We start from the raw sequence: 21821 nt of genomic DNA, 5'->3' as shown, positions 1-21821 counted from the left end.
ATCCAACAGAAAGCAAGGAGAGGTGTGTGAGGCGGTTGCCGAGGATATTGTTACTGCTGCTCGCCGCAATCATCGTTATTGTGGCGCTGCTAGTCAGCGGGTTGCGCCTCGTGATGCCGCATCTCAACAGCTATCGCAGCGACATACTGCAGACGATTTCACGCGTCAGCGGCATGAAGGTGGACGCCAGTGAACTGCAGGGGAAATGGGAGAACTTCGGCCCGACCCTGCAGGTCCGCGATTTCAATGTCGCCATGCCGGATGAGGGAAAACTCACCATTGGCCGCGTCAATCTGGCGCTCAATATCTGGCAATCCTTGCTGCACTGGCGCTGGCAGTTCCGCGATCTCACCTTCTGGCAGCTGCGTCTCGAAACCAACCATCCGTTGCTCACCAGCGATCAGCAAAAAAATAGCTTTAGACCGGCGCAGATTAACGATCTGTTCCTACGCCAGTTTGACCATTTCGATCTGCGTGATAGCAGTATTCGCTTCCTGACGCCCTCCGGCCAGCATGCCGAGTTAGCGATCCCGCGTTTGACCTGGCTTAACGAAAGTACGCGCCATCGTGCGGAAGGGGAGGTCAGCCTCTCCAGCTTTACCGGTCAGCATGGTGTTGTGCAGGTCAGACTCGATTTGAATGATACCAATGGACTGCTTAACGATGGCCGTATCTGGATGCAAGCGGATGACGTAGACGTGCGGCCGTGGATTGGCCCTTGGCTACGAGACAATACCAGTCTGGAAAGTGCGCGCTTCAGCCTGGCGGCTTGGGTCAATTTGCGTGATGGCGATGTCTATGCCGGTGATTTACTGCTGAGCAAAGGCGGCGCGCGTTGGCGTGGTGAGCAGGGCGATCACCAGTTGCAGGTAGATGGATTAACCGCACATCTGTCGCGTTTCCAAAACGGCTGGAGTCTGTCAGTGCCGCAAACGCGTCTCAGCACGGATGGCATTGCCTGGGCACCGGGCCATTTTTCTGTGCTGTGGAAACCGGAAGATCAGCAGATGTTAGGCGCGAACAGTGGCGCAGAAGTGCGCGTGCGCGCCACGCAGCTCGATCTGGAACGTCTGGCACCGTTAGTGCCGCTGTTCAAGCCGTTATCGCCGACCTTACTGGATAACTGGCGTGCACTGCAGCCGCGCGGCAACATTGATGCGCTGGCGCTAGATATTCCGCTGAATCAACCTGAGCAAACACGTTTGCAAGCCAAATGGCGCAATCTTGCTTGGCAGCAATGGGAGCTGCTGCCCGGTATCAGCAATTTGAGCGGCAGTGCGGCAGGCAGCGTGAGCAATGGACAGCTTGATGTGGCGATGGGACAAGCAGAAGTGCCCTATGGTGATATGTTCCAGGCTCCGCTGCAGATTAAGCAGATCACCGGCAAAGTTAACTGGTTACGAGATGCCAACGGTTTAACGCTGGATGGCCAAAACCTCGATGTACAAGCCCGCTCACTGTGGGCGAGAGGGGATTTTCGCTATCAGCAGAATCTCGGTAAATCGCCTCGCCTCGACATTCTGGCAGGCATTCGCGTTACCGATGCGGGTGATGCCTGGCGCTACTTCCCGGAACCGCTGATGGGGCACGATCTGACGCACTTCCTCAGTGAGTCGATCAAAGGCGGACAGGTGGATAACGCCACGCTGCTGTTCGCGGGGGACCCGAGCTTATTCCCGTTCAAACATAATGACGGCATGTTTGAGGTCTGGGTACCGCTGCGCAACTCTACGTTCCAGTTCCAGCCCGGTTGGCCAGCGCTGGAGAACCTCGATATCAATCTCGACTTCTTAAACAATGGACTGTGGATGAAGGCGGAGAAGACCAAGCTGGGCGATGTGGACGCGCGCAACGTCAGTGCGGTGATTCCTGACTATCTCAAAGAGAAGCTAATTATCGATGGCGATCTCAGTGGGGAAGGCCAGCAAATTGCCGATTACTTTGAACAGACACCGCTGAAATCAACCTTGGGTGCGGCGCTACAGCAGTTGCAGATTGGTGGCAACGTGCGCGGTTCGCTGAATCTGGATATTCCGTTGGATGGTGAGCTGGTGCACGCCAGTGGCAACGTGCTCTTGAACAACAATAGCCTGCACATCAAACCGTTAAAAACCACGTTAAACAATCTCACCGGACGTTTCCGTTACAACAACGGCAACCTCGAAAGTGAAGAGATGCAGGCTAACTGGTTCGGGCAGCCAACCGGCGTCAGCTTCAGCACTACGGAAAATCCAAATGACTTCGGCGTTAACGTCAAATTGTCGGGTGACTGGCAGCCAGCGAAACTGAACGTGTTACCGCAAAGCCTGACCAGCCAGTTAAGTGGCAGCTTGCCGTGGCAGGGAAATGTGGATATCACGTTGCCGCACAAAGGCGGTGCCAGTTATAAAGTGGATTTGAAGGGAGAAGGTAAGTCGGTAAGCAGTCACTTACCTGCTCCGCTCGATAAATCGGCTGGTGAGGCGATGCCGATTGCTATTAACGCTACTGGCGATCTTCACGGTTTCACCTTGAGTGGCAGTGTGCGTGAGCATAACCGTTTTAACAGCCGCTGGATTCTGGAGCCGCAATTGCGTGTCGACCGCGGTATCTGGCTCAACGATGCCAAAAGCACGCCGAAGCTGCCTGAGAAACGCGGCATGGAGTTGAATCTGCCCGCACTGGACGGTGAAGCGTGGCTAAGACTGATGGGAAGTTCCGGTAACGCACGTAACGCGCAGGGCGAAACAGAAGTCGGTGGTGCGCTGGTGCCGGGCGATGTGATTTTGCGGACGCCAGCCCTGACGCTAGGGGGCCAGAAATGGCATGACGTCAACGCGACCGTGACGCAAGGGCCGACAGGTAATACCCAAGTTCAGCTTGAGAGCCGCGAAGCGCGCGGCAGTTTGATGACTGCTCAGCATGTGCCCTGGCAGATTGACCTCAGCTATCTTTATTACAATCCAGAATGGCCAGATAAACAGGACAGCGCGGCTTCACCGTTCGGTGACAACAGCAGCAGTCTCAACTTCAGCAGTTGGCCTGCTATACAGTTTAACTGTGACGAGTGTTGGTTACGCGGTCAAAAGTTTGGCCACATGCAGGCCAGACTGCAGCCTAAAGGCGATACGTTAGCACTCACTAACGGCAGCGTGGATACCGGCAGTTCTAAGTTGCTGATCAACGGTGAGTGGGTGAACAAACCGGGCGATCAGCGCACCTCTTTGAAAGGGACGCTGAGCGGTAAGAATATTAATGACGCCACCAACTGGTTCGGCATGAACACGCCGCTGCGTGATGCGCCATTTAAACTTGATTATGACCTGCACTGGCGCTCTGCACCGTGGCAGCCGTCAGAAGAGACCTTGAGTGGCACTCTGAAAACCCACTTCGGCAAAGGCCAAATCGCCGATGTGAATACCGGCCGAGCGGGTCAGCTGCTGCGTCTGTTCAGTTTTGATGCCCTACTGCGCAAGCTGCGTTTTGACTTCAGCGACACCTTCAGCGAAGGCTTCTACTTCGACTCGATTAACGGCACGGCCTGGATTGAAAATGGCGTGATGCGCACCGATAACTTGCTGGTAGATGGGCTAGAAGCGGATATCGCCATGCAAGGTCATATCGATCTGGTGAAACGCCAAATTGATATGGAAGCCGTAGTGGCACCCGAAATTTCCGCTGGTGTAGGTGTGGCGACCGCTTTTGTGGTCAACCCGGTGATTGGTGCGGCGGTGTTTGCCGCCAGTAAAGTCTTGGGGCCGATATGGAATAAGATTTCGCTACTGCGTTATCACATTAGCGGACCACTGGATAAACCGGAAATCAGTGAAGTGCTGCGCAAACCGCGCGAAGACGATAATAAGTGAATTTGACGTTGTCGGGGAATTGCCTCAGGCTATGACTATCCGAGCACATAATGAGTGAGAAACGATGACTCTGAATCTGGTAAGTGAGCAGTTACTAGCTTCGAACAGCATTAATCAGCAGGACCTTTTTTCCCTGTTAGGGCAGCTTTCAGAACGTCGTCTGGATTATGCCGATCTCTATTTCCAGTCTAGCTTCCATGAATCATGGGTGCTGGAAGACAAAATCATTAAAGATGGCTCCTACCACATCGATCAAGGCGTGGGTGTGCGAGCCATCAGCGGTGAGAAAACTGGCTTCGCCTACGCGGACCAAATCACCCTAAACGCACTGCGCCAGTCGTCTGAAGCGGCGCGCAGCATCGTGCGGGAGCAGGGGAATGGCAAAGCGCATACCCTTTCTGCCGTGGTCAATCGTTCACTGTATGCCCCCATTAACCCACTGGATAGCCTGACGCGCGAAGACAAAATTGCATTACTGCATCGCGTCGATAAAGTGGCCCGCGCAACCGATCCACGCGTGCAGGAAGTGAATGCCAGCCTGAGCGGTGTGTATGAGCAGGTGCTGGTGGCGGCGACCGATGGCACACTGGCGGCAGATATCCGTCCACTGGTGCGTTTATCTATCAGCGTGCAGGTTGAAGATCAGGGCAAGCGCGAGCGCGGCTCTAGCGGCGGCGGCGCGCGTACCGGTTATGAGTTCTTCTTCGCTGATGAAAATGGCGATGTGCGTGCTGATGCATGGGCACGTGAAGCCGTTCGTTTGGCGCTGGTTAACCTGTCTGCAGTTGCGGCACCTGCCGGAACCCTGCCGGTAGTGTTGGGCGCAGGCTGGCCTGGCGTGCTGCTGCATGAAGCGGTGGGCCACGGTCTGGAAGGTGATTTCAACCGCCGTGAAACCTCCGTATTCAGCGGTAAGATGGGGCAGTTGGTGGCCTCAGAACTCTGCACCGTGGTGGACGATGGCACCATCGAGGGCCTGCGCGGTTCTCTGGCGGTGGATGATGAAGGGGTGCCAGGTCAGTACAACGTGCTGATTGAGAACGGCATACTGAAAGGCTATATGCAGGACAAGCTTAATGCGCGTTTGATGGGCGTGCCGCCGACAGGTAATGGCCGCCGTGAGTCTTATGCCCATCTGCCGATGCCACGTATGACCAACACCTATATGCTGGCGGGCAAATCCACGCCACAGGATATTATTGAGAGCGTGGAGTATGGCTTGTATGCGCCAAACTTCGGTGGGGGTCAGGTGGATATCACGTCCGGCAAATTTGTCTTCTCCACTTCAGAGCCTATCTGATTGAGAACGGCAAAGTGACCAAACCGGTGAAGGGCGCAACGCTGATCGGTTCCGGCATTGAAGCGATGCAGCAGATTTCAATGGTGGGCAACGATCTGGCGCTGGATAAAGGCGTTGGCGTTTGCGGTAAAGAGGGGCAGAGCGTGCCAGTAGGTGTGGGTCAGCCGACCCTGAAACTGGATAAAATCACGGTTGGCGGAACGGCCTAATGATTCCTGGTGCGCATAAATGCGCACCCTACGAATTACTGTGCAGTCTGATTGCCCCCAAGGCGCACCCTACGAATCACTGTGCAGTCTGATTGCCCCCAAGGTGCACCTTACGAATCACTGTGCATTCTGATTGCCCCCAAGGCGCACCTTACGAATGACTGTACAGTGTGAGTGCTTCCGTGGGGCACTCTACTGCCCACTCTACATATTACCCTTCAGTCTGGGTGTTCCTGTGCTACAGCCTATGAATGGCGGCACCTTCCATCGTAGGGGCGCCATTTATGGCGACCTGGGGTCTCAGCTTTTACGATGCTGCTGATACTGCTGCGCCACTTGCTTGAAGTACTCGGTCAGATAATCAATACACACCTGCACTTTCAATGGCATCTTGTCCTTCTCGGTATAAAGCGCATACACCGGACGGGGTTCTGAATAGTATTGCGGGAACAGAATGTCGATCTCCCCGGCGTTGATTTCGTCAATCACCCACATCAACGGCACATAAGCGATGCCGCAACCCGCCTTCAGCCAGCGAATCAGCGTTTGTGAATCATTGGTCACGAAGCGCCCTTGCGGTGTGAGCTTGGTCACCAGACCTTCTGGCGCCACTAGCTCAAAGGTGTTATCCGGGCGAACGCTATACTCCAGCCATGAAAAATTATCGATTTCGCCAGGTTTATCTGGGGTGCCATTGAGCGCCAGGTAGCTTTTTGCCGCACACACCACCATCGGCATCGCGCCGAGGCGACGGGAGAACAGGTTGGAATCCTGTAAAGCGCCGACGCGAACCACCAGATCTAGCCCATTCGCAATCAGGTCCGGAGCCGGAATGCCTGTTACCAGATTGACGCTCAGACCGGGATATTCTTTCAGCATTTCGCTGGTCATCGCCGACAAAACATTTTGCGCCATGGTTGAAGAACAGCCGATACGCAAAATGCCGATTGGCGTATTATTGAAGGCGTATAGCTGCTCATGGACCTGTGATGCTTCTGCTAGCATACGGCGACAACCTTGATAGTAGATCCTGCCAGCTTCGGTCAGGCCAAGGCTGCGTGTGCTGCGATTTAACAATTTAACCTGCAGTTCATCTTCCAATTTGGCAACGATCTGGCTGATTGACGAAACGCTAAGATGGAGTTGACGGGCCGCCGCAGTAAATGAGCCTAATTCAACCACTTTGGCGAAAATGGACATGCCTTTGAGTCGTTCCATTGTTTACTCTGGCTAAAAAGTGATTTAGCTCACAATATGTAGAAAACGTATAGTCAAGCGCGTTACTATACGCACGCTGGGTCTGTTCACCGCACCTTAACACGGCTGTGTTTACTCGATGATACGCTATCATTAGCGCAATGCGGCCTGAATGTTGCCATCAGTCTCCCAATTATCCCCTGATTATCAACCCATCTTGCTACGTGGCATGTGGGCGGGTATCGGTGCGATCCGGCAAGGTCGAACTAAGGAACCGAAATGAGTGTGCTTCCGGTATTTGTGGTATTCGGGCTGAGTTTTCCGCCCATCTTCATTGAACTACTGGTTTCGCTGGCGCTGTTCTGGCTGGTGAAACGCGTGCTGACGCCCAGCGGACTTTACGATCTGGTGTGGCATCCGGCACTTTTTAACACAGCGTTGTACTGCTGTGTGTTTTACCTTGTATCCCGTCTATTCGTCTGAGGTTTTTAAGTGAAAGCGCTAATAAGAAAAATCGCGCGTTACGCGATTACGCTCCTGCTGGTTATCATCGCAATCGTGATCATCTTCCGCGCCTGGGTGTTTTACACCGAATCACCCTGGACGCGTGACGCCAAATTCTCCGCCGATGTCGTGGCAATCTCACCCGATGTCACCGGTCTCATCACTGATGTGCCAGTACGTGATAACCAACTGGTGAAAAAAGGCGACACGCTGTTTGTGGTCGATCGTCCGCGCTATCAAAAAGCGCTGGATGAAGCCCAAGCCGATGTCGAATATTACCAGGCACTGGTAAACGAGAAACGCCGTGAAGCAGCGCGTCGTAACCAACTCGGCACCAGCGCGATGTCACGTGAAGCTATCGATCAAGCCAACAACGATCTGCAAACCAGCGAACACCAGTTGGCGAAGTCTGTCGCGACACGCGATTTGGCAGTGATCGACTTGGATCGTACCACCATTAAAGCACCGTCCGACGGCTGGGTGACTAACCTCAATGTCTATGAAGGTGAGTTCATCACACGCGGTTCTGTCGCCGTTGCGCTGGTACAGCAGCACTCGTTCTATGTGTTGGCCTATATGGAAGAGACCAAACTGGATGGCGTACGTCCGGGCTTCCGTGCCGAAATAACCCCGCTGGGCAGTAATACTGTGTTGCGCGGCACCGTGGACAGCATTGCTGCCGGTGTGACCAACAGCAGCAGCAGCGTTGATAGCAAAGGCATGGCGACCATCGATTCCAATCTTGAGTGGGTGCGTTTGGCGCAGCGTGTGCCAGTGCGTATTCATCTTGACGATCAGCCGGGTAACCGCTTCCCTGCGGGAACCACCGCCACCGTGGTGATCACCGGTGACAAAGACCGTCAGACCAAAGTCTCGCCGCTGACGCAGTTCTTTAACCGCCTGCGCGAGTTTGGTTAAGCGAGGGCGTTATGATTGAGTTTTTGCGTTTCCCGGTAAAGCTGACATTCGCGCTGGTTGCCGCGTTGATGATTGGCTTTCACTTTAATCTGGAAACGCCGCGTTGGGCGGTGATGACTGCCGGTATTGTGGCCGGTGGTACCGCTTTTGCTGCAGGGGGAGATCCCTACTCTGGCGCACTGCGCTATCGCGGCATTCTTCGCATCATTGGTACTTTTATCGGTTGTATCGCTGCGCTCACCATCATGATTGCCACAGTCCGTGCGCCGGTGGTCATGCTGTTGCTGTGCTGCTTGTGGGCAGGGATGTGCGTCTGGCTCTCTTCACTGATTAAAGTGGAGAACTCCTACGCACTCGGCCTCGCGGGATACACTGCGCTCATTATTGTGGTCACGGCGGATGCCAGTGGCGGCCTCACGCTGGCACCGCAGTTTGCTGTGGAACGTTGCAGCGAAATCGTAATTGGTATTCTGTGTGCGATTCTCGCTGATATGCTCTTTTCACCGCGTTCGATTAAAAAAGTGATCGACGCGGAAGTCGATGCGCTGCTGGTGGCACATTACAAACTGCTGCAACTGTGCGTGGCGCATGGTGACAAAGACGAAGTCGATAACGCCTGGAGCGCGCTGGTACGTCGTACCACCGCACTTAACGGCATGCGTAGCCAGTTGTTGATGGAGTCATCTCGCTGGAAGAACACCAGCCGACGCCTGCAGATGTTAAATACGCTGTCGCTCACCTTGATCACCCAAGCGGCAGAAACCTTCCTGATTCAGAATTCACGCCCCGAATATATTCCGCCTCAGTATCGTCTGCTGATTGAGAAAGAGGTCAGCAACGTTAACGATGTACATAAACGTATGAAGGTGATGCGCCGCTTGATTGGCATCACCAGTAAAACGGTGCCGATGACGGTTGCAAGCTGGGTCGGTGCGGCCACAGAGTATCTGCTGTTAATCAACGGAGTGAAAAGCAACAGCCGCATTACCACGCTGGAAGAGAGTATTTTACAGCGTGAAGTGGTGATTCAGGCGCGCTCTGCAGAAACCCATCATGCAATGATCAACGGCGTGCGTACGTTTGTCGCCACGGCGCTCGGCTCGCTGTTCTGGCTGTATACCGGCTGGACCTCCGCCAGTGGCTGTATGGTGATGCTGGCGGTAATCACCGCGCTGGCCATGCGTATGCCGAATCCGCTGATGATGGCAAAAGACTTCTTCTACGGCATGGCGTTTGCCGTCCCGCTCGGTTTGCTCTACTTCGTCTATATCCTGCCTGCAACGCAGCAAAGTGCGTTGCTATTGTGTATTTCGATCGGCGCTTTGGGCTTTATTGGCGGTATTTTTGTGCAGCGGCGGCAGATCGGGACGCTGGGTGCGCTGATTGGTACCATCAACGTGCTGGTGCTGGATAATCCGATGAAGTTTGAGTTCAACGTGTTCCTTGATAACGCGTTGGGTCAGTGGATTGGCAGCTTCGTGGCGATGATGGTGATTCTGCTGATCCGCGATAAATCGAAAGCGCGTACCGGCCGCAAACTGCTCAACCGCTTCATGTATGCCGCTGTGGCCGCCTTGACAACCAACCAGGCGCGCCGTCGCGAGAACCATTTACCTGCGCTGTATCAGCAGCTGTTCTTGTTGCTCAATCTGTTCCCTGGAGATATTGATAAATACCGCATCGCGTTGACGTTGATTATTGGGCACCAGCGACTACGCAATGCGGAAGTCCCGATCAATGCTGAACTGTCAGCGTTTCACCGACAACTGCGTTACACCGCAGATCGGATCATCTCAGCCACCAGCGATGATAAGCGGCGTTATTACTTTGAGCGGTTGCTGAAAGAGCTGGAGATCTATCAGGAAAAACTCCATCACTATTCGGCACCGGAGAGTGTGACCGAGCCAGTGAAGCGGCTATCGCTGATGCTGGATAAGTACCAGAACACCCTCATCCAAATCTAAAAACGGCCGCTGCATCTTGCAGCGGCTTTTTTGATCCCACGCTGACACAAAACCCTGCGATTTTGGCATCTATACTTTTCTGACAGGATGCAAACTGACAGGAGAAAAACGATGTCCAACACTCTTCAACAACACACGCTATTCAAAACGGGTTACTTCGCGGCGGGGCAATGGCACACCACCACGTCGACCTTTGATGTGACTAATCCCGCGACCGGCGAAGTGCTGGCAAAAGTTGCCAAGGCCGGGAAAGCGGAGACAGAACAGGCGATTGCCGCAGCGCAGAAAGCTTTTCCCGCCTGGCGCGATAAAACCGCGAAGCAGCGCGCAGAAATTCTTCATCGCTGGTATCAACTGATCATTGAGAACAAAAGCTGGCTCGGACAGTTGATGACCGCTGAACAAGGCAAACCCTTGAAAGAAGCCGAAGGTGAAGTGGAATACGCCGCGAGCTTCATTCAATGGTTTGCCGAGCAGGCCAAGCGTGCCAATGGGGAGATAATTCCTCCGGCTAAGCCGGGATCGCGCATTCTGGCGACGCGTGAACCTATTGGAGTTGTCGCGGCCATCACGCCGTGGAATTTCCCGATGGCGATGCTGACGCGTAAATTAGGTCCGGCGCTGGCCGCAGGTTGTACTGGCATCATCAAACCCGCCAATAACACACCGCTCAGTGCGTTTGCTTTGTTGGCATTGGCGCAGGAAGCAGGGGTGCCAGACGGCGTATTAAACGCGGTGGCGGGTGATACGCATGCTATCAGCGACGCCATTATGGCAAGCCAGGCTGTACGCAAAATCTCCTTCACCGGCTCGACTGCAGTGGGTAAGACGCTGATGCGCAATGCTGCTGACACCATGAAGAAAGTCTCCATGGAGCTGGGGGGGAATGCGCCCTATATCGTGTTTGAAGATGCGGATATCGACGCCGCCGTGCAGGGGGCGATCGCCAATAAATTCCGTAATGCCGGACAGGTGTGCGTCAGCGTTAACCGCTTCTATGTTCACAACGCCGTTTACGACCAGTTCGTCAATCAATTGGCTGACGCGGTCGGCAAGCTCAAAGTGGGCAATGGCGTCGAAGAAGGCGTGATTGTCGGCCCATTGATTGAACCTTCTGCCCTAGAAAAAGTGGAAGAGCATGTGAAGGATGCCGTGAGTAAAGGCGGTAGATTGCTAACGGGTGGCGAGCGTCACCCGCTGGGCGGCAACTTCTGGCAGCCTACTGTGATAGGCGATGCGCATGAAGGCATGAAACTGGCACAAGAAGAGACATTTGGCCCAGTGGCGGCCTGTTTCCGTTTCGATGATGAAGCAGATGTGATTCAACGTGCTAACAACACTGAATATGGTCTGGCTGCCTATTTCTATACGCAAAACCTTCAACGTGTGTTCCGCGTGTCGGCGGCTTTAGAGGCGGGGATGGTCGGTATCAACGAATGTGCAGTGTCTACCGAGCTGGCCCCCTTTGGTGGCGTGAAGGAGTCGGGACTCGGTCGTGAAGGGTCGGTGCTGGGGATGGAAGAGTATCTTGAGGTTAAAGCGCTGCACATTGGCGGACTTGCCTAAAAGAGGGCATCACCATGAGAACAGAGCGTTTCGATTTCGACGAAATCGTCGATCAGGCCCATTTCTACCGGCAGTTCAGCGACCGTTTTGTGTTGACGGATCTGGCTATTAGCGATCTTGACGATCTCTGGGACGCGATCATGGGTGAGAAGCTACCTTACCCCCTGGAGATTGAGTTTGTGAATCTGGGGAAAGGGCAGAAACGCCGCTATGGTGCATTGATTCTGTTGTTTGATGAAGCAGAAGAGGAGCTGGAAGGTCAGCTCCGCTTTAATGTGAAGTGACAAGCCTAAAAAGGGCCCCGGCGAGCGGGGCCAAAGGGTTCGTCAGAATTGACGAGGAATTACTTGTACAGCTCAGCGGTGAGGTGATAGCTGTCACCGGTTTTTGCTTCGATCACTTTATAGGCGCTGGCACCTTGCTCATCGGCTTTCTGAGAAAGCTCTGCGCGATAATCCATTGGTGAGCCACCGGTGCCGCTGATGGTGACAGTGCTGCCGGTAGGTTGCAGATTTTGCGCCTGCTCATCTGTTACCAGTTGTGCTGCAGAAGCACCGAAGGCAAACAGGGAAAGAAGGCTGGCGGCTGCGATGGTTGTTTTGATTTTCATAGTTTTCTCCTCGTTAGAATCAACAACCTGCGGCATAAAAGTGGGTGTGGCGGGTCGTCGATCAATTGTCTGGCGCCGATCAGGCGCCTGACGCTCGATGTATTCTTATTTGTACAGTTCTGCGGTCACGTGGAAGGTATCACCACGGTTGTTCTCAATGATGCGGTAGTGGCTGGCACCTTGAGCATCCGCTTTCTGCGACAGTTCCTGACGGACGTTAGTCTGGTCACCGTCAATACCGCTCACACTGATAGTTTGATTCAGCGGCTGCAGTTGTTCGGCTTGTTCGTTAGACACCAGGCTGGCAGCGCTGGCACCGAAAGAAAGTACGGAAGCCAGACCCAATACTGCGATAGCTAATTTGGTTTTCATGATTCACTCTCCTGAAATTTGGTTTGGCAACCTGAGAGGCAAATGCGTCTCAAGCGGGTCGCCATCACACTGCGTCTTGATTCAGCAAACTTATTTATAAAGCTCAGCGGTGATGTGATAGCTGTCGCCGGTATTCGCTTCGATCACGCGGTAGGCTTTTGCACCTTGCTGATCGGCTTTGGCATTCAGCTGGTCACGGAAATCCATCGGAGAACCGCCTACGCCGCTGACGCTGATGGTACCGGCAGGCTGCAGATTCGCTGCTTGTTGGGCATTAATAGAATCTGCTGCGAAGGCACCAAATGACAGGGCAGATAGAACACTCAGGGTTGCGATAGTAGCTTTAACTTTCATGGTTTTTTTCCTCGTCTTCTGTTTTTATCTTTTTGTTTCGTGTGATTCGCATCACGAAAAGAAGTATAGATCTAATCACCCATGAAATTAATATCTGGCTAATAATGTTTGGTTGTTATTCTTTGTCCTTATGACACATTTTTAGAACCTGAAGTTATAAAAAACGCCTGGATCTTAACCATGGGCTGTTATTTATTCGTAAAAACAATGATCTGCATCAAATTATCTTTTTGTGCGAAAGATCATGGTCGATCCCGCTGGCTGATACGCCATTAGAAGCTATAACGGCTGATCACGATATGTAAAGCAGTGTAAAATAGCGCATATGGTTAAGCAGGGGAAAAGGTCGTACCAATATGACAGCTGATGCAGAACAGGCTGTTATATAGGTAACTTATTATTAAGAAAGGAGTTTGTAACAAACGTGACGGGGAACTGCGAATTGAGAGGCCTGTTACCGGCAGGTGATCTGCCGGTAAATAGCAGGGTTTTATAGTTCTTGTTCGAATAAAACCAGCACAGCGTCGTGTAACTGCTTCACCGTAAATGAACGCGCGGGGGTAATAAAGATCGTATCATCACCCGCGATAGTACCCAGGATGCCCTCTGCTTTACCCAATGAGTCCAGCAGGCGTGCTATCAGCTGTGCGGCACCTGGGCTGGTGTGGATCACCACTAAGGCATCATTGTAATCGATATCCAGCACCAAGTTTTTCAGTGGACTGGTGGTGGTCGGCACCCCCAGTTCAGCAGGCAGACAATACACCATTTCCATTTTGGCGTTGCGAGTGCGGACTGCACCGAACTTGGTCAGCATACGAGAAACTTTTGACTGATTGATGTTCTCGAAGCCGTCTTCTTGCAGTGCCTGCACGATCTCGCCCTGCGAGCTGAATTTCTCTTCCTTTAATAAAGCTTTGAACGCTTTAATCAGGTCGTCTTGTTTTGATGGGTTTCGCATAAGCTACCAATGAGAGAGGAGTTGCAGCAGGCAACAGGCCTACGGCAGATAAATTATTATGCATTTAGATGAATTTTTATGCAATAAAACTTGATGAGTCAATCGCGACATAACGCTGCGGGAGTGGCATGTTATCAGAGAATCCCACTGCACCAAAATCGCGGGGTAACGCGCAAAGCGAAGGTTGCAATGTTGTTATAGTATTGAAGTGGTAACAACATTATCGATGATCATTGCCGTCCATTGTCTTCTGGCTGCGAATGTATCATTCAGGCGACTTCTGAAGTGGAGATGTCTCGGGAGCCGATTGCGGCGTTTGTTAATGCGCGACAGGTGTGTCGCTATCGCCTGAGAAGTTGATTAAAATCGTAACCTGATGGATTTTCGGCATATCTCTGCCCCACCTTAATAAGGAGTTCAGGATGAAAGTTGCCGTTCTCGGTGCCGCTGGTGGTATTGGCCAAGCGCTTGCACTGCTGCTCAAGACCCAATTACCCGCAGGTTCAGCTCTCTCACTTTATGACATTGCGCCCGTCACACCCGGTGTGGCGGTGGATCTCAGCCATATTCCCACGGATGTGAAGGTAGAAGGATTCAGTGGTGAAGATGCGACTCCCGCGCTGCATGGCGCCGATATCGTACTGATTTCTGCTGGCGTGGCACGTAAACCTGGGATGGATCGCGCCGACCTGTTTAACGTTAATGCAGGGATTGTACGCAACCTGATCGAGCAGGTGGCGAGCACCGCGCCGAAAGCCCTGATTGGTGTGATCACGAATCCTGTGAATACCACCGTGGCGATTGCTGCTGAAGTGCTGAAAAAAGCGGGTGTCTACGATAAGAATCGGCTGTTTGGTATCTCAACGCTGGATGTCATTCGCGCCAATACCTTCGTTGCCGCGCTAAAAGGTAAAAAGCCTAACGAAATTGAAGTGCCGGTCGTGGGCGGTCATTCTGGCGTCACCATTCTGCCGCTGCTTTCCCAAGTCAAAGGCATCAGTTTCAGCGATCAGGAAGTGGCTGACCTCACCAAACGTATTCAAAACGCCGGTACCGAAGTGGTGGAAGCCAAAGCCGGTGGCGGCTCCGCGACGCTGTCGATGGGACAGGCTGCAGCGCGTTTTGGTCTGTCTTTGGTTCGCGCCATTCAGGGCGAAGCGAATGTCGTGGAATGCGCCTATGTAGAAGGTGATGGCGAATATGCGCGCTTCTTCTCACAGCCGCTGCTGCTGGGGAAAAACGGCATTGTGGAACGCCGTGCATTGGGGCCATTGAGTGCATTCGAACAGCAAGCCCTTAACGGCATGTTAGATACACTGAAGAAAGATATTGTGCAGGGTGAAGAGTTCGTCAAATAACGCTCAGTAGATAAAACACGCCCGGCGATTGCCGGGCGTTTTCGTTTATAAGCCACCAGACTTGAAGGTCCGACTAGAGGTTGACCCATTGGTCGCGGGCGTTTTGCGCCCTAGCGTTTCCATGCGCACCTGGAACGGTGGGAACGGCATCTCTATACCGTGCTCCTCGAAACCGCGCAGAATCAGCTGGTGCAGCTCATGGCGGAGCGGCATGCGATGGCCCATCTCAGCGGCGTGCACACGCAGCTCAAAGAGTTGAATCCCCTGTTGCAGATCCACGAGAAACACGTCTGGTGCGGGCATATCCAACACGTAGGTGCAGCGATCGGCGGCCTGCTTGAGAATATTCGTGACTTCATCACTGTTAACATGGGCGGGAGCTGGGATGGTGAGCACCACACGCGTGACGGAATCTGACAGCGACCAGTTAACAAACTGCTCGGTGATGAAGGCCTTGTTGGGCACGATAATCTCTTTACGGTCCCAGTCAGTGATGGTGGTGGCGCGCGTATTGATACGCGTAATGCTGCCCGTCAAATCGCGAATCGTCACGGTATCACCAATACGAATCGGCTTCTCAAACAGAATAATCAGACCAGAGATAAAATTGGCGAAGATTTCCTGCATCCCGAAGCCCAGTCCCAGACCCAAGGCAGCAACCAGCCACTGCAGCTTCGCCCACTCTACGCCAATAATTGAAAATCCGATCAACCCCCCGATCAGCATCAGCGCATACTTGGTTAAGGTCGTAATAGCGTAACCGGTGCCGGGCGTCAGGCTGAGGTGCTGCAACAGTGCCAGCTCCAGTAGCGCGGGCATATTGCGCACCAATTGGGTAGTAATGATAAACACCAGAATGGCAATCAATACCGAGCCCAGCGTAATCGGCTGCACGCTCTCCACGCCTTGAATGGTGGTGCTGACATCCCATAGCGGAATGTTGTCGAGGAAGCTAAAGGCCGAGTGAATTTCCGACCACAGCACAATCACGGAGACCAAGGCAATCAGCGTCAGGATCGAGCGTACCAGGCGCAGGGACTGGGCGCTGATCTCATCCAAATCCAGGCTGGGTTCATCAATCTCGATGGTATCTGCGTTAGAAGAGGTCTGTTGCTCTTTTTCTTCCTCGCTGCGCGCACGGTTGGCGAGCATATCGGCACGTCGTTGGCGAGCACGATCAAAGGCGATACGACGGCGTTGAATCAGCATCCAGCGGCGAATGATGTGATAAATCACCAACAGGAAGAACCAGATGCCCACGGAGGTTTCCAGACGCGCCAGGAGGGCCTGCGCCGTCGCCAGATAACCGATGCAGGAAGCCAGCGCTGCCACCAGCGGAATGGCTATCATCAGGTTCCACAGAATGCGGTTAACAAAGTTGTCGCCGTCACCTTGTTTATCAAGGTAGAGCGGAATACCGGCGCGTTTCAGGCTGACAGTAACAATGCTTAGGGCACCACAGATCAGGATAAAGCACAGGCGGCCGAGTGTGGCAGAGAACTGTGGATCGTCTAGATTCGCGAAGGCAATCAGCAGCATAATCAGTGGCACAATAAAGCCAACGGAAAGCGAGTAGTAGCGCATTGCACGTGCCACGCGTGCTTGTGGCCAGCGGAAATGCACCACAAACAGCCCATCGTGGCGAGCAAAGGCTGCACTGATCATAAAGGCCCACAGCAGCGGAAGGGTAGCCGTGATGCCATCACCAATCGCCACGGCAAAGGGATAAGGCCAGGCGTGCTGTAGCCCAAAGCCCAGCGCAGCCCAGAGTACAGGCAGGGGGACGGCGACCAGAATTGACCAGAACACGGTGCGCAGCGTCAGGCTGAAGCGGTCTTGCGTGACCTTGCCGACGCGGCTGGCGGATCGTGCCATAAAGTCATTGTAATGACGGCGAGAGCTGATACTGAAACCGACCAATAGCACCGCGCAAATAACAGGCACCACAGTTTCTTTACTGGTAAACATCATGGCCAGCGCTTTGCCGAGCTGCCCAATGGTATCCAGTGACAGCAAGCGGGTTAAATCTCGTGCCACCTCAATCGGATATTTCAGATCAACGGCGCTAACATCCGCAGTCCAGAACAGGTAGCGGTGCGTGGCTTCTCTGACTTCACCCAAAGCATCCTGCAACTGCGTATTGGATACCTTAAGTTTGGTTATTTCCAATATCAACGTGTCACAGCCGGAAATGAGCGAGTTGAGCAGCTCACGCTGGGTTTTCAACTGCGCGTCAAGGATGCGGATCTGCTCACTGGTGAAGGGTGTGCCGTCATCCTGCTTCTCTTTACGCAGGTCCTTTTGGCGCTCCAGCAAATCTTCATAGTGCAGGCGCTGGACGCGTAACTGGCCCATTTCACTGTCTATTTGCTGGGACTTCGGCATGTCTGGCAGCCGTGCGACTTGGGCACGAAGTGCCTCACCTAACAAATTCGATGCGCCAAGCCACTGGGATTGCTCCCGCAGCGTACTGAGTGCCTGGCGGACTTGCAGCGTCTGGTTCGTCGCCAGTCGTTGCTGTGAAGCGACCAAATCCATACGTTGGGCTTGTGCATTCAGGTCTGCCGATAACTCACGGTTTACACGGAATTGATCGCTGATTGAGGCGGGCAGATCGCCACTGTTCTCTGCCAGTTGTTCCGTGCGTTCCAATGCCAGCTCGGCTTCACGCTGGCGCTGGTTATTAAGCTGATTGCGCAGGTCTTGCAAATAGTTATCAAGCTGTGTGGCTTTGCGCTGATGGACCTCAGCACGCATGCGCGCCAATTCCTGGCGGTTATTTGCCGACAGTTGTGCCAGCTCTAATTCATCCACTCGCGCTTTGTTAGCCGCATTTTCTGCCTGACGCGCATAAATCTGCGCTTGGGCCAACGGCGTGGCGGAGGCTGAGAAACCTTGGGCACGACGATCGCTTTCGGTCATCGCACGGCGTGCATCGGTTTGCTGCTGCGGTAACTGTGACAGCGAGTCACTGATTTCGCGGGCGCGATCCTGCTCTTGCTGCGCCTGACGACCTTCCTCCAGCAACTGGCTACTGATTTGCAGGATTTCCTGATCCAGCTCGGCGCTGCTCATGTTATTGCGCACCGTTTTGCTACTGTCCGTCAGCGTAGCGATCTGCTGACGTAACTCACGCGCCAATCGAGGGAAATCGTCGATTACTTGCTGATACTGTTTGGCTCGCTCTAACGATTCATCACGCTCAGAAAGGAAATTGATCGCCGCTTCAATCGCCTGCACCTGTTCAGCTTGCGTGGGAGAGGCTTTAGCCGCTTTTGCCGTATCCAGTTCCTGCTTAAGCTGACTGGCGGGGGGAACGGTGGCGGCAAATACAGAACTGCTGAGCACCAGGCTCAGCAGTAGGGAGAGGAAAACGCGCACGGGAGAGGTTCCGGTTATTCAGCGAGCGGGGCGTTTTCGCCGGGCTGCGGCAGGGCGATGGCCAGCGGATGACCAAGGCGGGTTTTGCTTTCAGCCTCAAGGCTTTCTGCCAACTTGACGCGGCCTGGCGCGAACAGGTTGATAACCGTAGAACCCAGTTTAAAGCGACCCATTTCCTGGCCTTTTAACAGCACTACCGCACCATCATGTTCGGCAGAAGGGTAGCGCCAGCGCTTAATCACACCTTCACGCGGTGGCGTAATAGTGCCAGCCCACACGGTTTCGATGCTGCCCACAATGGTTGCACCCACCAGAATCTGCACCATCGGACCATGATCGGTATCGAATACGCAGATCACGCGTTCGTTACGTGCGAACAGGTTCGGTATGTTGCGTGCGGTGAGCGGGTTGACCGAGTAGAGATCGCCCGGCACGTAAATCATCTCACGCAGAATGCCATTACACGGCATATGCACACGGTGATAATCGCGCGGTGCGAGGTAAGTGGTCACAAACTCACCATCAATGAACTTTTCAGCCAAATCATCGTTACCGGCCAGCAGTGCTTGCAGCGTGTAATAGTGACCTTTGGCCTGGAAGATTTGATCGCCTTCTATGTGACCTAACTGGCTAACCGCACCATCGGCTGGCAGCGCCAGTAACGTCGCGTCTGGATCGACAGGACGCGCGCCCTCTTTTAAAGGACGAACGAAAAAGTCGTTGAAGGTGCGGTAGCTGCCAGTGTGCGGCTTGCTGGCTTCCGCCATATCTACTTTGTAGTACCAGACGAAAATGTCGATGACCGCTTTGGTCAGCCAGCCACCACGACGACTGGCGCCCCAGCCGGCGAGTTCGGTTAGCCCTTTCTTAGGCAGAATATGATTCAGGCCGAGTTTAAAACGATCAAACACCGTTGCCTCCTGGCTTAATTACGCTTGGTTTTACAAAAGGGGGCGGATTGTAGCAGCGCCCCGGTCAGTTGGCGAATGTGCTGTTGTACACGTTAAATGTCGTTATCAGGAAAGTTTTTACGCGTTTTTACCTGCGCCATACTCTCCAGAATTCGGTGGTAGTTAACGAAACGCGACCTGGCAATGACGCCATTGTTCACCGCCTCGCGCAGGGCGCAGCCGGGATCGGTGTCGTGCTTGCAGTCGCGGAAGCGGCAAGTACCGAGAAACTCACGAAATTCGACAAATCCGCGCGTGATTTGTTCCGGTTCCAGATGCCACAAACCAAATTCGCGTACGCCCGGGGAATCAATCACGTCACCGCCGTGCGGGAAATGGTACAAACGGGAGGCGGTGGTCGTGTGCTGGCCCAGGCCAGAGACATCAGAAACATCGTTCGTCAGAATTTCATCGCCTGCCACATCCAGCCCTAACAGGTTGTTCAGCAAACTGGATTTACCCACACCGGATTGACCAGCAAAAATGCTCACGCGTCCAGTTAATGCCGCTTCCAGTTCCGCCAGACCATTTTTAGCGTGGCTGGAAACCATCAACACGCGATAGCCAATGTGGCGATAGATATCCATCTGCTTATCAACCAGCTCACGGGCCTTTTCATCAAGAAGGTCGATTTTATTGAGCACCAGTAAAGGTTCAACGCCCAAAGTTTCACTGGCAACCAGATAGCGATCAATGATGTTGAGTGACAGCTCCGGCAGGATCGCTGACACGATGTTGATCTGATCGATATTCGCGGCAATGGGTTTAACGCCGTCATAGAAATCCGGGCGCGTCAGTACGGTTTTGCGTTCGTGAACCGCTTCCACGATCCCTTTACCGCCACCAATGGCTGCACGCCACACGACGCGGTCGCCAGTGACCAGCGAGCGGATGGTGCGACGAATATTGCAACGATGGACTTCGCCTGCGCCGTCTTCCACATCTGCGTGCATGCCGAAACGACTGATCACCACGCCTTCGGACGCTTCTCCAAACAGGCTGTCATCCGGTTCGGGCTTATCGCTCCGTTGCTGCAGACGACGCTGATGGTTCGCGCTTACGCGACGTTGTTGACCCTTCGACAGTTTATTTTTGCTCACGCATCCTCTCACAGCTTTCGCCAGGCTTCGCCCCGCTGGGCAAAACGTCTATGATACACCTGAATTGAGTGTAATGACGACTTTGGCAACGGGCGGAAAACGCATGACAGCTGGAAATGAAAATAATCTGATTTGGATCGACCTGGAAATGACCGGGCTGGACCCAGAACAAGATCGCATTATTGAGATCGCTACCATCGTAACGGATGCCAACTTGAACATCCTGGCGGAAGGGCCAGTGTTAGCGGTGCATCAATCAGATGCGCAGTTAGCGCTGATGGATGACTGGAACGTGCGCACCCACACGAACAGCGGGCTGGTGGAGCGTGTGAAGGCGAGCCAGTATGGCGATCGTGAAGCGGAACAGGCGACCATTGAGTTCCTGAAACAGTGGGTACCTGCGAATACCTCGCCGATTTGCGGCAACAGCATCGGTCAGGATCGGCGCTTCTTGTTCAAATATATGCCGGAGCTGGAAGCCTATTTCCACTACCGTTATCTGGATGTCAGCACGCTGAAAGAACTGGCGCGTCGCTGGAAGCCGGAAATTCTGCCAGGTTTCAAAAAATCGGGTAGCCATCAGGCATTGGATGATATTCGCGAATCGGTTGCTGAGCTGACCTATTACCGCGAACACTTCCTGCAGCTTTAAGTCGCAAAGGGTGCGCATGAAATCATCAGTTTGACGATTAAAGCAGCAAACGCGCTGAAAGCGCAAAATTTTGCTTCCAGACTCTTGCGACTGAAAGGATTTCTCGTATAATGCGCACCCCGTACCGGTGAAGAATTTATGACGGTACGAAGCAGTAGCACGAAGATTTAGAATCAAGTATTTCGGTTTGCGGCAAGACAGCAAAGTGAAAGACGAAGTTCCAGAATCGAGTATTTCGGTTTGCAGCAAGGCAGCAACTGAACGAATCACAGAGAGCTTACTCCAGTAAGTGACCTGTGTGAGTGAAGGAAGCTAACGCAGCGGCAAAGTGAAAGACGAAGATTATGCGGGAATAGCTCAGTTGGTAGAGCACGACCTTGCCAAGGTCGGGGTCGCGAGTTCGAGTCTCGTTTCCCGCTCCAAATCTTAGTGATGTAGCAAGATACCAAAATCAAGTATTTCAGTTTGCTGCAAGGCAGCAGGTTGATAAGAACGATGATGCGGGAATAGCTCAGTTGGTAGAGCACGACCTTGCCAAGGTCGGGGTCGCGAGTTCGAGTCTCGTTTCCCGCTCCAAAAT

General features: G+C 53.4%; 16 protein-coding genes, 2 tRNA genes and 1 pseudogene. 11 read left to right on the top strand and 8 right to left on the bottom strand.

The window, feature by feature from the left end:
- The first annotated feature begins 26 nt into the window (after positions 1-26).
- Together yhdP and tldD are read left to right on the top strand one after the other, a co-directional pair.
- Complete coding sequence (gene yhdP, locus HA51_RS24775) at positions 27-3845, top strand: AsmA2 domain-containing protein YhdP (RefSeq protein WP_084937987.1); 3819 nt, start codon at positions 27-29, stop codon at positions 3843-3845.
- 64 nt (positions 3846-3909) lie between these two features.
- Positions 3910-5354 (top strand): annotated as a pseudogene (gene tldD / locus HA51_RS24770) (metalloprotease TldD).
- A 300-nt stretch (positions 5355-5654) separates the two neighbouring features.
- Here tldD and aaeR read toward each other — a convergent pair.
- Positions 5655-6572 (bottom strand): HTH-type transcriptional activator AaeR, encoded by a 918-nt coding sequence (aaeR, locus tag HA51_RS24765; RefSeq protein WP_084937985.1) that lies wholly within the window; start codon positions 6570-6572, stop codon positions 5655-5657.
- A 258-nt stretch (positions 6573-6830) separates the two neighbouring features.
- On the opposite strand from aaeR, the gene aaeX reads away from it, so the two are divergent.
- From aaeX to HA51_RS24740, 5 genes are all read left to right on the top strand, one after another.
- The gene (aaeX, locus tag HA51_RS24760) at positions 6831-7034 is read left to right on the top strand and encodes a p-hydroxybenzoic acid efflux pump operon protein AaeX (RefSeq protein WP_084937982.1); all 204 of its coding nucleotides are present in this window, start codon (positions 6831-6833) and stop codon (positions 7032-7034) included.
- A 9-nt stretch (positions 7035-7043) separates the two neighbouring features.
- Positions 7044-7973, top strand: coding sequence for a p-hydroxybenzoic acid efflux pump subunit AaeA (aaeA, locus tag HA51_RS24755; RefSeq protein WP_084937980.1), 930 nt, complete (start codon positions 7044-7046; stop codon positions 7971-7973).
- 11 nt (positions 7974-7984) lie between these two features.
- Positions 7985-9937: a p-hydroxybenzoic acid efflux pump subunit AaeB gene (aaeB, locus tag HA51_RS24750; RefSeq protein ID WP_084937977.1), complete on the top strand. Its 1953-nt coding sequence runs from the start codon at positions 7985-7987 to the stop codon at positions 9935-9937.
- A gap of 111 nt (positions 9938-10048) precedes the next feature.
- Complete coding sequence (locus tag HA51_RS24745; RefSeq protein WP_084937975.1) at positions 10049-11503, top strand: NAD-dependent succinate-semialdehyde dehydrogenase; 1455 nt, start codon at positions 10049-10051, stop codon at positions 11501-11503.
- Between the two features lie 14 nt (positions 11504-11517).
- Positions 11518-11787 (top strand): barstar family protein, encoded by a 270-nt coding sequence (locus HA51_RS24740; RefSeq protein WP_084937972.1) that lies wholly within the window; start codon positions 11518-11520, stop codon positions 11785-11787.
- 59 nt (positions 11788-11846) lie between these two features.
- Here the strand turns inward: HA51_RS24740 and yhcN (HA51_RS24735) are convergent, their stop codons facing one another.
- The 4 genes from yhcN (HA51_RS24735) to argR form a co-directional block, all read right to left on the bottom strand.
- Complete coding sequence (gene yhcN / locus HA51_RS24735; RefSeq protein WP_084937970.1) at positions 11847-12113, bottom strand: peroxide/acid stress response protein YhcN; 267 nt, start codon at positions 12111-12113, stop codon at positions 11847-11849.
- A gap of 105 nt (positions 12114-12218) precedes the next feature.
- Positions 12219-12485 (bottom strand): YdgH/BhsA/McbA-like domain containing protein, encoded by a 267-nt coding sequence (locus HA51_RS24730; protein ID WP_084937967.1) that lies wholly within the window; start codon positions 12483-12485, stop codon positions 12219-12221.
- A 90-nt stretch (positions 12486-12575) separates the two neighbouring features.
- Complete coding sequence (yhcN, locus tag HA51_RS24725) at positions 12576-12839, bottom strand: peroxide/acid stress response protein YhcN (RefSeq protein WP_084937965.1); 264 nt, start codon at positions 12837-12839, stop codon at positions 12576-12578.
- 490 nt (positions 12840-13329) lie between these two features.
- Positions 13330-13800: a transcriptional regulator ArgR gene (gene argR, locus HA51_RS24720; protein WP_084937964.1), complete on the bottom strand. Its 471-nt coding sequence runs from the start codon at positions 13798-13800 to the stop codon at positions 13330-13332.
- A 422-nt stretch (positions 13801-14222) separates the two neighbouring features.
- Here argR and mdh point away from each other — a divergent pair, with 422 nt between their 5' ends.
- Positions 14223-15158 (top strand): malate dehydrogenase, encoded by a 936-nt coding sequence (gene mdh, locus HA51_RS24715; protein ID WP_084937963.1) that lies wholly within the window; start codon positions 14223-14225, stop codon positions 15156-15158.
- Positions 15159-15203: 45 nt separating this feature from the next.
- Here mdh and mscM read toward each other — a convergent pair whose 3' ends face one another.
- The 3 genes from mscM to rsgA form a co-directional block, all read right to left on the bottom strand.
- Positions 15204-18539 carry a miniconductance mechanosensitive channel MscM gene (mscM, locus tag HA51_RS24710; protein WP_084937962.1) on the bottom strand — a complete coding sequence of 1112 codons (3336 nt, stop codon included), beginning with the start codon at positions 18537-18539 and terminating at the stop codon, positions 15204-15206.
- 14 nt (positions 18540-18553) lie between these two features.
- Positions 18554-19450 (bottom strand): archaetidylserine decarboxylase, encoded by an 897-nt coding sequence (gene asd, locus HA51_RS24705; RefSeq protein ID WP_084937961.1) that lies wholly within the window; start codon positions 19448-19450, stop codon positions 18554-18556.
- Positions 19451-19542: 92 nt separating this feature from the next.
- Complete coding sequence (gene rsgA / locus HA51_RS24700) at positions 19543-20589, bottom strand: small ribosomal subunit biogenesis GTPase RsgA (RefSeq protein ID WP_084937960.1); 1047 nt, start codon at positions 20587-20589, stop codon at positions 19543-19545.
- A 103-nt stretch (positions 20590-20692) separates the two neighbouring features.
- Between rsgA and orn the strand changes: the two genes are divergently transcribed.
- The 3 genes from orn (at position 20693) to HA51_RS24685 (ending at position 21817) form a co-directional block, all read left to right on the top strand.
- A complete protein-coding gene (gene orn / locus HA51_RS24695) occupies positions 20693-21241 on the top strand; it encodes an oligoribonuclease (protein WP_084937959.1) in 549 nt (182 codons plus the stop codon).
- A 346-nt stretch (positions 21242-21587) separates the two neighbouring features.
- Positions 21588-21663: transfer RNA gene (locus tag HA51_RS24690), tRNA-Gly, on the top strand.
- A 78-nt stretch (positions 21664-21741) separates the two neighbouring features.
- Positions 21742-21817: transfer RNA gene (locus HA51_RS24685), tRNA-Gly, on the top strand.
- Positions 21818-21821: the final 4 nt, after the last annotated feature.

This window comes from Pantoea rwandensis (assembly GCF_002095475.1).
Classification (GTDB): Bacteria; Pseudomonadota; Gammaproteobacteria; order Enterobacterales; family Enterobacteriaceae; genus Pantoea; species Pantoea rwandensis.
The sequence above is the reverse complement of the archived record's forward strand: the minus strand, read 5'-3'. Positions and strand labels throughout refer to the sequence as shown.

Excerpts from the sequence above, each read along its gene's own strand:
- HA51_RS24730 (WP_084937967.1), bottom strand. The coding sequence starts at position 12,485 with ATGAAAACCAAATTAGCTATCGCAGTATTGGGTCTGGCTTCCGTACTT.
- mdh (WP_084937963.1), top strand. The coding sequence starts at position 14,223 with ATGAAAGTTGCCGTTCTCGGTGCCGCTGGTGGTATTGGCCAAGCGCTT.
- yhcN (WP_084937965.1), bottom strand. The coding sequence starts at position 12,839 with ATGAAAGTTAAAGCTACTATCGCAACCCTGAGTGTTCTATCTGCCCTG.
- HA51_RS24740 (WP_084937972.1), top strand. The coding sequence starts at position 11,518 with ATGAGAACAGAGCGTTTCGATTTCGACGAAATCGTCGATCAGGCCCAT.
- aaeR (WP_084937985.1), bottom strand. The coding sequence starts at position 6,572 with ATGGAACGACTCAAAGGCATGTCCATTTTCGCCAAAGTGGTTGAATTA.
- argR (WP_084937964.1), bottom strand. The coding sequence starts at position 13,800 with ATGCGAAACCCATCAAAACAAGACGACCTGATTAAAGCGTTCAAAGCT.
- aaeX (WP_084937982.1), top strand. The coding sequence starts at position 6,831 with ATGAGTGTGCTTCCGGTATTTGTGGTATTCGGGCTGAGTTTTCCGCCC.
- aaeB (WP_084937977.1), top strand. The coding sequence starts at position 7,985 with ATGATTGAGTTTTTGCGTTTCCCGGTAAAGCTGACATTCGCGCTGGTT.
- orn (WP_084937959.1), top strand. The coding sequence starts at position 20,693 with ATGACAGCTGGAAATGAAAATAATCTGATTTGGATCGACCTGGAAATG.
- yhcN (WP_084937970.1), bottom strand. The coding sequence starts at position 12,113 with ATGAAAATCAAAACAACCATCGCAGCCGCCAGCCTTCTTTCCCTGTTT.
- HA51_RS24745 (WP_084937975.1), top strand. The coding sequence starts at position 10,049 with ATGTCCAACACTCTTCAACAACACACGCTATTCAAAACGGGTTACTTC.